We start from the raw sequence: 12,266 nt of genomic DNA on the forward strand, positions 1-12,266 counted from the left end.
GCCTCCTAGGCGGCGCGCAGGCGGACCGAGTCGTCTCCGGTGATGAGACGCCCCGCGTCCAGGACACCGACGCGGTCCGCGCCGCGCGCCTCCTGCGGGTCGCACGTCGCCAACAGCACGGTCGTCCCCCCGTGGGCCAGCTCCCGCACGGTGGTGCGGACCTGGCGGGCGTCGCCGCCGGTGAGCCCCGTGGTGGGCTCGTCCAGGAACAGCACGTCCGAGCGCCCCATCAGGGCCAGCGCCAGGTCGAGCCGCCGCCGGGCCCCAGGCCCGAGCCGTTCGAACGGCGTGCCGGACAGCCCGGACAGGCCCACCCGGTCCAGCACCTCGTCCGCCCCCAGCGGGTCCAGCGTCCAGCGCCGCCAGGTCTCGACGACCTCGGCCACGGTCAGCCCGGGGAAGAGGCCGCCCTCGCGCCACACGCCGCCCGCCCCGCCTCGCGCGTAGGGGTCGATGCCCGCCACCCGCACCGTCCCCGCAAGAGGGCGCCGGTCACCCGCGACCGTCTCCAACAGCGTCGTCTTGCCCGAGCCGTAGCGGCCGAGGAGCGCGTACACGGTGCCGCGCGGGACGGTGAACGAAGCCCCGCGTACGGCGTCGGCACCCCCGCGCCCGGCGGTCAGATCGCGTACCTCGATCACATTCCTGCTCATGACGTCCATGCTCGCCGCCGGGGGCCCCGCCGTGCAGTCACGCGCGTCAGGAACGTTCCGTTACAAATGTCAGTGTCAGACCCGTACGAGCACCTCAGGGGAGAGATCCGCGGGGCGCGCGTGACCGGCGAGCATCATGGTGACCTCCAGCTCCGCCATGAAGCAGCGCAGCACGTGCCTGACGCCCGCCTCGCCTGCGAGCCCGAGCCCGTACGCGTAGGGGCGGGCCAGGAAAACGGCCTGCGCGCCCAGGGCGAGCGCCTTGACGGCGTCCGCGCCGGTGCGGACGCCGCTGTCGAACAGGACCGTGGCCTGACCCCCGATGGCGTCCACCACTCCGGGGAGCGCGTCGAGGGAGGCCACCGCGCCGTCCACCTGACGACCGCCGTGGTTGGACACGACGACCCCGTCCATTCCGGCGTCCACGGCACGACGCGCGTCGTCGGGGTGCTGGATGCCCTTGAGGACGATGGGCCCATCCCAGTGCTCGCGCAGGAACGCGAGGTCGTCCCAAGTCAACGACGGGTCGCCGAAGTTGGCGGCCCAATGCAGGAGCGCCATCTGCACGTTGTCGTTGGTGACCGGGCCGCCCACGGCCTTCTGGAACACCGGGGCGGTGAAGTAATTGGCGACCCCGACGCCGCGCAGGAACGGCAGGTAGGCGACGTCCAGGTCGCGGGGCCGCCATCCCAGCGCGAACGTGTCGAGGGTGACGACCAGCGCCGTGTACCCCGCCGCCTTGGCCCGGCCCATGAAGCTGGCGGCAAGCTCCCGATCCTTGGGCCAGTAGAGCTGGTACCAGCGGGGCGCGCCGTCGCCGCTCGCCTCGGCCACGTCCTCGATGCTCTGGGAGGCGGCCGTGCTGAGGACGATGGGCACGCCCAGGTCCGCGGCGGCCCGGGCCACGCCGGACTCGGCGTCCGGGTGCACGATGGACAGCACTCCGATGGGGGCGAGCAGCACCGGGGCGGGCATCCGGGTGCCCAGCACCTCCACCGCCATGTCCCGCCGGGACACGTCCCGGAGCATGCGCGGCATGATGCGCCAACCTCGGAAGGCCGCGAGGTTGGCCGCCGCGGTGGCCTCCGCGCCCGCCGAGCCCGCCACGTACCCGAACGCCTCGGGCGGCAGCCGCAGCCGCGCCGCCTCCTCCAACCCGGCCGGATCGGTGGGCAGACCGGGCCGGACGTCGCCGAGCCCGTTCAGGTAGATCTCGTTCTGGAAATCGGCGAGCGAGCCCATCGCAACCTCCATCTGCAGGTCCGTCGGCCGGTCCGCGGACGACGCCTCAATGTCCCATGCCCGTTCCGATCACGGCACGCCGCACGGTCCGGCCTAATCTGTCCCCGGGACCGGCAACAATGTGGGCATGGCACGACGCGGATCCCCAGCCCCTCCCCCGCCGGACTTCGAAGAGAACATCGTCGACGTCGACGTCTCCGAGGAGATGCGGGGCAGTTTCCTCGAGTACGCGTACTCGGTCATCTACAGCCGGGCGCTGCCCGACGCCCGCGACGGGCTCAAGCCCGTCCAGCGCCGGATCCTCTACTCGATGAACGAGATGGGGCTGCGGCCGGACCGGGGCCACGTCAAGTGCGCCCGCGTCGTCGGTGAGGTGATGGGCAAGCTGCACCCGCACGGCGACAGCGCCATCTACGACGCGATGGTGCGGATGGCGCAGCCGTGGGCCATGCGGATGCCGCTCATCGACGGCCACGGCAACTTCGGCTCCCTCGGCGGCGACGACATGCCCGCCGCCATGCGGTACACCGAGGCCCGGATCTCTCGCGAGGCGATGCTGCTGGTCGGCTCCATCGAAGAGGACACCGTCGACTTCCGGCCCAACTACGACGGCCAGGAGCGCGAGCCCGAGGTGCTCCCGGCCGCCTTCCCGAACCTGCTGGTCAACGGCGCCTCCGGCATCGCCGTCGGGATGGCCACCAACATGGCCCCGCACAACCTCGGCGAGGTGATCGCCGCCGCCCGGCACCTGATCGACAACCCCGACGCCACCCTCGAGGACCTGATGCACTTCGTGCCGGGTCCCGACCTGCCGACCGGCGGCCGGATCGTGGGGCTCGACGGCATCCGCGACGCGTACGCCACCGGCCGGGGCATCTTCCGCACCCGCGCCACCGTCCAGATCGAGAACGTCACACCCCGCCGCAAGGGCCTCGTGGTCACCGAGCTGCCGTACGGCGTGGGCCCCGAGCGCGTCGTCGCCAAGATCAAGGACCTGGTCAACGCCAAGAAGCTGGCCGGGATCGCCGATCTGAAGGACCTCACCGACCGCACGGTGGGCCTTCGGCTGGTCATCGAGGTCAAGAACGGCTTCAACCCCGAGGGCGTCCTCACCGAGCTGTACCGGCTCACGCCCATGGAGGAGACGTTCGGCATCAACAACGTGGCGCTGGTCGACGGCCGGCCGCGCACGCTGGGCCTGCGCGACCTGCTCCAGGTGTACGTCGACCACCGCATCGAGGTGGTCCGCCGCCGCAGCGCGTTCCGCCGCAGGAAGCGCGAGGACCGGCTGCACCTGGTCGACGGCCTGCTGATCGCCCTGCTCAACATCGACGAGGTCATCCGGGTCATCCGGGAGAGCGACGACTCCGCCCAGGCCAAGCAGCGGCTGATGGAGGTCTTCGAGCTGTCGGAGATCCAGGCCCAGTACATCCTGGACACCCCGCTGCGCCGCCTCACCCGCTTCGACCGTCTGGAGCTGGAGAAGGAGAAGGAGCAGCTCGCCAAGGAGATCGCCCGGCTGACCGCGATCCTGGAGTCCGAGCGCAAGCTGCGCGGCGTGGTCTCCAAGGAGCTGGGCGAGGTCGCCAAGGAGTTCACCACCCCGCGCCGCACCGTGCTGCTGGAGGCGTCTGGCCAGACCGCCGCCACCGCGGTGCCGCTCGAGGTCGCCGACGACCCGTGCCACGTGCTGCTGTCGTCCACCGGCCTGATGGCGCGCACCTCCACCGCCGACCCGCTGCCCGCCGAGGGCGCGCGCGCCCAGCACGACGTGCTGGTCTCGGTGGTCCGCGCCACCGCGCGCGGCGAGGTCGGGGTGGTCACCTCCGCCGGCCGCATGATCCGGGTGGAGGTGCTGGACCTGCCCACCCTGCCGCCCACGGCCGGGCCCCCGTCGCTGGCGGGCGGCGCCCCGGTCGACGAGTACGCCAGCCTGGCGGAGGGCGAGACCGTCGTGGGCCTGGGCGCGCTGACCGGCGAGGGGCCGGGTCTGACGCTCGGCACCGAGCAGGGCGTGGTCAAGCGCGTGGTCCCCGACTATCCGAGCCGCGACGAGTTCGAGGTCATCACGTTGAAGGACGGCGACCGCGTGATCGGCGCCGTCGAGCTGACCTCCGAGGATCACGACCTGGTGTTCATCACCACCGACGCCCAGATGCTCCGCTACACCGCCGCCAACGTCCGCCCGCAGGGCCGGGCCGCCGGGGGCATGGCGGGCATCAAGCTGACGGCCGGGGCCCGCGTGGTCTGGTTCGGCGTCGTCGACCCCGGCCGGGAGTCCCGCGTCGTCACCGTCTCCGGCTCCTCGTCGGCCCTTCCCGGCACCCAGACCGGGGCCATCAAGATCGCCGATTACGCCGACTTCCCGGCCAAGGGCCGTGCCACCGGCGGCGTCCGCTCGCACCGCTTCCTCAAGGGCGAGGACACCCTCCTCCAGGCGTGGGCGGGCCCCGTCCCCCTCCGCGCCACCGCCGCCAACGGCCGCCCCCTCGAGATCACCGCCGAACCCGGCCGCCGCGACGGCTCCGGCGAACGCCTCCCCACCCGCCTCTCCGCCATCGGCGGCCCCATCGGCCCGGTCACATCCCCTTCCGTGCCCGACGCCGACCCGTCGGAGGGCTGACCCCGCCCCGGCTCCGGTGCTTCCCACCCGGGGAGCACCGGCGGGCCGGCCCGGGGAACGACATGTCGCCGATCGGCGAGGCGGGTCCCGGTGCTCCCGGCCCAGGAGCACCGTCCCCCTGGGCACTCGACGACCGGCGGGTCGCGGTGTTCGCCGTTCACGGGGCACCGGGACGTAAGCGGCGTAACATCACAAGCCGGACCAACGAATTCCAGGCGTCCCGGCCCTTCCGCCGCCGGTGACGTCCATGCCCGCAGACGAGGAGTCGCGCCGTGGCCGATGCCCCACCCGAGCCCGCGATCAACACCACCGTGCCGCATTCGGCCCGGGTGTGGAACTACTTCTTGGGCGGCAAGGACTTCTATGACGTCGACCGCGCGGCCGGCGAGCAGTATCAGCGGTCGTTCCCCGAGATCATCGACATCGCCCGCACCGACCGCGCGTTCCTGGGCCGGGCGGTGCGGCACCTGGCCGGTGAGGCGGGGATCGACCAGTTCCTGGACATCGGCACCGGGCTGCCCACGATGGACAACACCCACGAGGTCGCCCAGCGGGTGAACCCCGCCGCACGGATCGTCTACGTCGACAACGACCCGCTCGTCCTCGTCCACGCGAGGGCCCTGCTGGCGAGCAGGCCGGAGGGCGCGTGCGACTACATCGACGCCGACCTGCGCAGCCCCGACCACATCCTCGCCGAGGCCGCCCGGACGATCGACCTGAGCCGGCCGGTCGGGATCATGCTGCTGGGGATCCTGCACTTCGTCCCCGACTACGACGAGATCCGCGGCATCGTGCGGCGACTGCTGGACGCGGTGCCCTCCGGCAGCCACCTCGCGCTCACCCACTCCACCTTCGACTTCGGCGGACCCGAGACGGCGAAGGCCAACGCCGAAGCCCAGCGCGAGTACAACGACCGCGCCGCCGACCAGCTCACACCGCGCACCCACCACGAGGTGATGGGCTTCTTCGAGGGCCTGGACCTGCTGGACCCGGGCCTGGTCTCGATGTCGCGCTGGCGCCCCGAGGCCGTGCCCTGGGGCGAGCCCGCCGAGGTCTCCGGCTACGCCGGAGTCGGCCGCAAACCCTGACGCCCGGGCCGCCGTGTCAGGGACTCCCCGGGCGACTCCTTCGGCACGTCGCCCTACCGTGTCCAGCCCGCCACGCCGCCCCTGCGTCTCGTGGCCTGATGCGGTCAGACGACCGGGGCGCCTCGCCCATGGCCCGAGGATGAGGTCGTCGAAGATCCCTCAACGAAAGGCAGCGGATGAAGGTCGCGTTCTTCGGTGACGTCCATGGCTGCGCCCTGCACGCGCTCGCGGCGGCGATCCGGCTGCAGCGACATCGCGGCGTCCGGCTCGACGCCCTCGTGCAGGTGGGGGACCTGGGCGCGTACCCGTCGGCCGAGCGATGGGACGGGTCCAGTCGCCGCTTCGCCGTGGAGAACCCGGCGCAGCATGACTTCTTCCGGCTGCTCGATCCCTCGCCGCCGCTGGCCGACGCCGTACGGGCCGCGCTTGAAGAAGTGCCCCCGTTCGTGTTCCTCAGCGGCAACCACGAGGACCACGAGTGGCTGGAGGCGCTGCACCGGGCGGCGGACTCCCCCGTCGTGACCTCGGTCGACCCGCTGGGCGTCTTCCGCCATGTGGCCTGCGGGAACGTCATCGAGGTCGCCGGGCTCAGGACGGCCTTCCTCGGGTTGATCGAACTGCCGGGCCGCATGGACCTCGACCCGGACGCGTACGCCCGGCTGCTCGACATCGAGCCCGGCGGCGTCGACGTCCTGATCACGCACGATGGCCCGTACGGCATGAACGAGTATCGCGGGGTCGTCCAGGGGTCACCGAAGCTGTCCGCGCTCATCGAGCGGCTTCGGCCGCGTCTGCACGTCGGCGGCCACTATCACCACGAGAACGGGCCGCGAAGGTACGGGCCGACGGTCTCCTACGCCCTCGCGCAGCTCGTGCCCCCGTGGCGCGGCGGAGACTCCGGGCAGGAGGCCCCTCCGCCGCGCATCGCGCCGGGGAGCATCGGCCTGCTCGACACCGAGACCCTCGACTTCGAGTACGTCGACGACCCGTGGCTCGCCGACGACCTCGACCTCGGCGGGCTGCTCACCGCCCGCTGACGGTCACACGTCCCTGGGCAGGCCCGGCATCGTCGCCGTGTCGAGCACGATCGCGAACGGCTCCGGCAGCTCCACCTTGCCGCCGAACGGCACCGACTCCGCCCGCAGGTAACCCTTCGGGCTGGGCGCGGACAGCAGCGTGACCAGCGCCTCCCGGGGGTCGATCATCAGGTAGAGCGGGATCCCGCTGCGCGCGAAGCTCGGCGTCTTGACCTCGTAGTCGTCCCGTCGGCTGAACGGCGAGACCACCTCGACCGCCAGCCGGACCTGCGCCGCGGGGATCGTCCACTCGCCGTCCGAGGACTCGTCCACCCGGCTGACCAGCAGGTCCGGCTCGACCCGTTCGTCCGTCGCGGGCAGCTCCACCACGCCGCGGGCCAGCAGGTCCCAGCTCCGGTCACCGGCGAGCTCGGCGAGCGCCAGCGTCAGCCAGGTCACGATGCGGTTGTGCAGCCGGATCGGCGCGGGGCTCACGACGATGCGCCCTTCGAGCAGCTCCACCCGGTGACCGGGGATGTCGAGCGACGCGTAGACCTCCTGGAGCGTGGGGGATTCGCCGTCCCCGTCCGTTCCGCGAGCCGGTTCCCAGGCCACCGCCAGGACCATGTCTCCACCATCCCCTGTTCTCCCGTCATCAGCCCGTATTGGCTTGCGCACGGAGCGTATCCAGGGGAACGGTGACGCGTGGGGCGAATCCCGCTATCGCCGGGGGCGCGACCCCGTGGACGGGTGTGGTCAGCACTCCCCGGGCGGCGGCGTCGGCCAGACCACCGAGTGCTGGTGCCGGTACTGACGCCGCAGGTCGACGGGGGCGCCCGTGATCGCCTTGCGACGCCGAAGCTCCGCCCAGTAGGCCGGATCGAGGTAGAGGGCGGGGTTCCAGAGCGACTGGGTCTGTTCGTTCCGCGGCCCCAAGTAGAGCAGCGCGTCGGCGATCGCGCCGAACGCGATGCCGCAATCGCCGGGCAGGTAGTGGAACTCGCTGGAGTCGGCCGTCTCCAGCCAGGTGCCCTGGGCGGGGATGACCGCCCGCCGGGGGTGCGACGCGAGGCGCGGGTGACCGCCGGACAGGATGACGTACGCGCGCTGCCCCGTCTGCTGCTCGATCAGCGGGATCCCGCCGCCCCCTTCCGCTCCGGGCGGCGCGTGCATGACGTGTCTGCTGCCGTAACAGACCAGGGCCCGGCGTCCCTTGTCGAGCACCTCCCTTTTGAGGACCGACGCCATGTGCCCGTCCCGGTCGTCGAAGGCGCGCACGTCCTCTTTCGTGGTCACCCGGGCCCAGTCGATCGGCGGGTCACCGAGCAGCACCCGCATCCGCTCGTTCTCCGGAAGCGCCCAGTTGGCCGCTCGGACGGTGCGGAAGAACTGCTCGTACATGGGCGCGTCCAGGGTGGCCACGGGCGATTGCGTGGTGTTGCGCCACACGAGGCGCAGGTCAGGGTCCTCGACGGCCGCCCCGTCCGTGAACCGATCCATGGTCGGCTGGTAGAGCGCGTTGCCGAACTCCACCACGATGTCGTCGACCACCTCGGGCAGCCGGGGATCGAGCAGCAGCGTCTGCAACGCGTCGTGATGCTCCTGCTGCCCGTGAACCTCGCCGATGGCCACCACCCGATGCCGCCGGAACGCCGCGACGACGGCGTCCGCGAGCCCGTGCCCCCTCCGCGCCGCGCTCGCACTCGCCCCCGGTACGCCCGCGAGCGCGGCGGCTCCGACGGCACCGACCCCGGTGGCGGCCATCATCGTGCGACGTGTCAACTTCCGCTCTGTCATGCCGTCCGTTGTACGCACGACGCGATAACAGGCCCGGAACGACCACCGTCACACCGCTGTTACCTCACGCCGATGCCGAACTCCTCGATGACGAGACTCACGGCCTCGTACAGATCGGCAACGGCCTCATCCGGGGTGTCCCCGACGCCGTGCGCGCCCCCACTGGGGAAGGAGGCGTGCGCACCCCAGGTGCCGTCGTCCTCCTGCTCAAGCTCATAGGGGACCTGGACGATCTGCTTCAGGGCGCCGGATTCGCGCCGTCACCCCGAAGGTCGACGGTGAGAAGGCGGATGTCTTCGGCGGAGAACACCAGATGCGGCCCGCCCGGGTCCTTGGAGTCCCGCACGCCGATCACTCCCTTGACGTTGGCGAGCTCCACACAGTTCTGGTCCAGCCCTTGGCTGTAGGAACTCCTGCGCCACGGCACGTCTTTGAACATGTTGGGATGCCTCATGGCGTCAACGTACGTCGGCGGGGCGTACCTGACTAGGCGTCGGGCTGGTCGGCGGCACGCACGCCTCCGATGAAGGCGCGTACATCCTTGAGAGAGAACGCCAGATGCGGTCCGTCGGGATCCTTGGAGTCCCGAACGCCGATCACCCCGCCGACCCGTGCCAGTTCCACGCAGTTCTGCGTCTCCGCCTGGCTTCGTGTGCTCTTGCGCCATCGAGCGCCGTTCAACACAGATGAGGGATTCATGGCTCCTACTGTAGTTCCCGCATCCTGCGCCGGAGATAGTCATTCGTATCTGCCGGTGACAGAGCCATCGCGTTGAGGTGCCGGAACGAGAGTGCATGACGGTTCACGTCGTCCGGGTCGTCCAGGTAGAGCTCATGCCGCCCGGACTCCAGATAGACGAGGCTGGGGTCCTCTGCGAACTCGAGGATCACAAAAGATCCAGACATCGCCGGGTGGAGACCGGCGCTGAGCATCAACACCTGAACGTTGACGTGTGCCGTCTCCTGAGCGTCGACAAGTCTTTGCAACTGTTCGCACCGATCAGTCTCGGAGCCGAAGGGACGCAGCACTGCAGCTTCGTCAATGACGACCCACAGGTGCAGCGGGTCAGCGTGCTCCAACACTCGCTGCCGTTCCATGCGCAACTCAACCCGGCGAGCGACCTCGGCAGAATCCCACAAGCCTCTGGCACTGATGAGCGCCTCCGCGTATGCCGGTGTCTGAAGAAGGCCAGGGATCGTGGACTGTTCGTAGCTCAGGACCCGTGACGCCTCTTGCTCGAACCCCGTGTACGTGGGGTTCTGGAAGATGTCCTGGTAGCCCGCCCACCAGCCGCGTTCGCGGGAGTCGCGGGTGAGCTGGAGGAGGGTCTCGCGGCGTTCGGGGTCGGTGACGCCGTAGACCTCGAGCAGGGCCTTGATGTCCTGGACGCTCGGGCGGCGCCAGTCGTTGTTCTCGATGCGGGAGAGCTTGCCCTTGCTCCATTCGAGTTCACGACTGACCTGGTCGGCGACCATGCCGGCGCTTTCGCGGAGGGCGCGCAGTTCGCGGGAGAGCCTGCGGCGACGGACGGTCGGACGGGGGCGCTGCTCGGTCATGGCGTCGACCTCGTGAGAGTTGCCGGGAACTGGATGTACAACCTCATGTTGGACTGATTCCAAGGTTGGGGTTGTGAATTCGAAGGTGCGGCACGACGATGATGGTAACCCTCCGCACCCGGGTCGTGTCGGTGAATCACCGAGATCGGGTGCGTTCCGCCGGACCTGAGGAGAATCGTCGTGATCAGTGCTCGTCCCTGCGAGATCCCGATGGGCGGCGCATGCGTGTGGGCGCTGCCCGGCGACGCGAGCATCGCCGCACGCGCCCGCCAACTGCTGGTCGATGCCCTGCGGGCCCTCGCGTTCCCCCGCGCGGAGGTCGAGAACGGGCGGCTCGCGGTGAGTGAGCTGGCCACCAACGTGTTCCAGCACGCGCGACCCGTCCTCTACCGGGGTCCGCTCGGCACGATGGTCCCGCCCGAGCTGTGGATGTGGGCGCGCTCGTACCCTCGGCGGGAGCTGGTGGTGACGGTGTTCGACGCGTGCCGCGAGCGCGTACCCGCCACCAAGGGCGCGGACGCGCTGGCGGAACGAGGCCGGGGACTGGGCCTGGTGGCGGAGGTCAGCGCGGGCTGGGGCAGCCACCCGTCCCGTTCGATGCTGAACAACCGGCCGCTCCCGGGCAAGACGGTGTGGTTCACGCTCCCGCTCCCCGATCCGTGGCCGGGAACGGCCCGCCTGGCGGCCCCCGCGCATTCGGCGGCACGACTCACCGCGACGTTGGCCCGGCGCGGGGTGCAAGGGGTCATCACGACGCACGCCAAGGGCGTCTCCCTCGTGTCGGCCCCCTGCGGCGTCAACGTCACGATGGAGCCGAGAGCCCTCGCCTACCTAGAACATGACGGCACACGCGTCCAGCGGCCCCTGACCGACCTGTACGACGTGTGCGAGCACATCGTCCGCCGTACCGAACTCCTCGGCCTGCGGCTTCCCCGCCGGTGACGCACCGGCCGCCCCCGGTTACGATCATCTTCCCTGGGGCTGATCGTCTCACCGTCGCGGAGGCCGCATGCCGTCCCGTCGCGCGACCACCGTCGCCGCCACCACCACGTCCCCCGCATGGGCGACGCCACCCCGCCCCACGCGACCGCCATCACCACCAACCCCACGAACGACGCCACCGCGCCCCACGCGACCACCGTCGCCGTCGCCGCGTCCCCCCGTATGAGCGGCGCCACCACACCGCGCGCGACCACCGTCGCCGTCGTCGCCGCGTTCGCCCTGGTAGGTGGCGGCACCGTCGCGCACGCGGCGGCGGCCCCTCAGAGCGCCGGGACGGTGCTCAGCGCCACGCCCCTGCCCCCGGCGCTGTGGATCCCGGGTACGGGTCGGGCCTATCGGGTCACCTACCTGTCCCCCGGCCCGTCCGGGAGGCTCCTGCCGACGACCGGCGCGATCTTCATCCCGAAGGGCGCGCGCGAGGATCGCCCCGTGGTCTCGTGGGCGCACGGGACGGTCGGCCTCGGCGACTCCTGCGCGCCCTCGTCCGCCGGGCGGTCGCAGCGGGACCTCACCTACCTGGCGCACTGGATGTCGCAGGGGTACGCCGTCGTGTCGACCGACTACTCGGGCCTCGGCGGACCCGGCGTCCACCCCTACCTCGACGGGCGGACGGCCGGGCGGAACGTGACCGACATGGTCCGCGCCGCCCGCCGCGTCGATCGTTCGCTGAGCCGGCGATGGGTCGCCATCGGGCAGTCGCAGGGCGGGCACGCGGCCCTCGTCACCGCCTCGCTGGCGACCCGGTACGCCCCGGACCTGGACTTTCGTGGGGCGGTGGCCACCGGGGCGCCGTCCAACCTGGCCGCCGTGTTCTCGTTGGCGGGGCCGTACCTGCCGAGGATCCCGTTCGCGGCGACGTACACCACCTACCTGCTGGCGGGGCTCAAGGCCGCGCGGCCGGGCTTCGACGTCGACCGGTACCTGACCGCCGAGGGGCGGGCGGCGGTGCGCGACGCCGAGACCCTCTGCTACGCCGACCAGACCAGGCGGATGGCGGGGCTGAGCATCGCCGATCTGCTGAGCCGGACGCTGCTCGACCCCGCCTTCCGGTCCACGGCCAAGGACGTCACCGACGTCCCGGTGAAGGGGTACGACCGGCCGTTGTTCATCGCGCAGGGCACCCGGGACACCGACGTCCCCCTCCCGCTGTCGTGGAAGCTCGTCGGCGACCTCACGGCCCACGGGGTGCGGCACGTCTACCGGGTGTACCCGGGCTCCGACCACAGCGCCACGATGGCCGCCTCCCTGCCGGACACCACGCCCTTCGTGGCCCGCCTCTTCCGCTGAGC

At 71.3% G+C, this 12,266-nt stretch carries 12 protein-coding genes; 5 read left to right on the forward strand and 7 right to left on the reverse strand.

Annotated elements, in window-relative coordinates; genetic code table 11:
* Nucleotides 1–5: 5 nt before the first annotated feature.
* Both DFJ69_RS04120 and DFJ69_RS04125 read right to left on the reverse strand, forming a co-directional pair.
* Complete coding sequence (locus DFJ69_RS04120) at nucleotides 6–653, reverse strand: ATP-binding cassette domain-containing protein (protein ID WP_116021250.1); 648 nt, start codon at nucleotides 651–653, stop codon at nucleotides 6–8.
* 75 nt (nucleotides 654–728) lie between these two features.
* Nucleotides 729–1,895 carry a lactate 2-monooxygenase gene (locus DFJ69_RS04125; protein ID WP_116021251.1) on the reverse strand — a complete coding sequence of 389 codons (1,167 nt, stop codon included), beginning with the start codon at nucleotides 1,893–1,895 and terminating at the stop codon, nucleotides 729–731.
* 127 nt (nucleotides 1,896–2,022) lie between these two features.
* On the opposite strand from DFJ69_RS04125, the gene DFJ69_RS04130 reads away from it, so the two are divergent.
* From DFJ69_RS04130 to DFJ69_RS04140, 3 genes are all read left to right on the forward strand, one after another.
* Nucleotides 2,023–4,518, forward strand: coding sequence for a DNA gyrase/topoisomerase IV subunit A (locus DFJ69_RS04130; RefSeq protein ID WP_116021252.1), 2,496 nt, complete (start codon nucleotides 2,023–2,025; stop codon nucleotides 4,516–4,518).
* A 272-nt stretch (nucleotides 4,519–4,790) separates the two neighbouring features.
* Entirely contained in the window at nucleotides 4,791–5,606 is an 816-nt protein-coding gene (locus tag DFJ69_RS04135; protein WP_211328503.1) for an SAM-dependent methyltransferase, read from the forward strand.
* 176 nt (nucleotides 5,607–5,782) lie between these two features.
* On the forward strand, nucleotides 5,783–6,643 hold the full coding sequence (locus DFJ69_RS04140; protein ID WP_116021253.1) for a metallophosphoesterase family protein: 861 nt from the start codon (nucleotides 5,783–5,785) through the stop codon (nucleotides 6,641–6,643).
* 3 nt (nucleotides 6,644–6,646) lie between these two features.
* Here the strand turns inward: DFJ69_RS04140 and DFJ69_RS04145 are convergent, their stop codons facing one another.
* The 5 genes from DFJ69_RS04145 to DFJ69_RS04165 form a co-directional block, all read right to left on the reverse strand.
* Nucleotides 6,647–7,249 carry a Uma2 family endonuclease gene (locus DFJ69_RS04145; RefSeq protein ID WP_116021254.1) on the reverse strand — a complete coding sequence of 201 codons (603 nt, stop codon included), beginning with the start codon at nucleotides 7,247–7,249 and terminating at the stop codon, nucleotides 6,647–6,649.
* A 129-nt stretch (nucleotides 7,250–7,378) separates the two neighbouring features.
* Nucleotides 7,379–8,419, reverse strand: a complete 1,041-nt coding sequence (locus tag DFJ69_RS04150) for a ChaN family lipoprotein (protein WP_147312194.1) — start codon at nucleotides 8,417–8,419, stop codon at nucleotides 7,379–7,381.
* A 238-nt stretch (nucleotides 8,420–8,657) separates the two neighbouring features.
* Nucleotides 8,658–8,873: a DUF397 domain-containing protein gene (locus tag DFJ69_RS04155; RefSeq protein ID WP_245973993.1), complete on the reverse strand. Its 216-nt coding sequence runs from the start codon at nucleotides 8,871–8,873 to the stop codon at nucleotides 8,658–8,660.
* A gap of 32 nt (nucleotides 8,874–8,905) precedes the next feature.
* Nucleotides 8,906–9,118, reverse strand: a complete 213-nt coding sequence (locus tag DFJ69_RS04160; RefSeq protein ID WP_116021256.1) for a DUF397 domain-containing protein — start codon at nucleotides 9,116–9,118, stop codon at nucleotides 8,906–8,908.
* A gap of 5 nt (nucleotides 9,119–9,123) precedes the next feature.
* Nucleotides 9,124–9,975 (reverse strand): helix-turn-helix domain-containing protein, encoded by an 852-nt coding sequence (locus DFJ69_RS04165; RefSeq protein WP_116021257.1) that lies wholly within the window; start codon nucleotides 9,973–9,975, stop codon nucleotides 9,124–9,126.
* A 180-nt stretch (nucleotides 9,976–10,155) separates the two neighbouring features.
* On the opposite strand from DFJ69_RS04165, the gene DFJ69_RS04170 reads away from it, so the two are divergent.
* Complete coding sequence (locus tag DFJ69_RS04170; RefSeq protein ID WP_147312195.1) at nucleotides 10,156–10,917, forward strand: ATP-binding protein; 762 nt, start codon at nucleotides 10,156–10,158, stop codon at nucleotides 10,915–10,917.
* Between the two features lie 117 nt (nucleotides 10,918–11,034).
* Nucleotides 11,035–12,264 (forward strand): lipase family protein, encoded by a 1,230-nt coding sequence (locus tag DFJ69_RS04175; RefSeq protein ID WP_245973995.1) that lies wholly within the window; start codon nucleotides 11,035–11,037, stop codon nucleotides 12,262–12,264.
* Nucleotides 12,265–12,266: the final 2 nt, after the last annotated feature.

Origin of the sequence: Thermomonospora umbrina, from assembly GCF_003386555.1 — a bacterium.
GTDB classification, from domain to species: Bacteria; Actinomycetota; Actinomycetes; order Streptosporangiales; family Streptosporangiaceae; genus Thermomonospora; species Thermomonospora umbrina.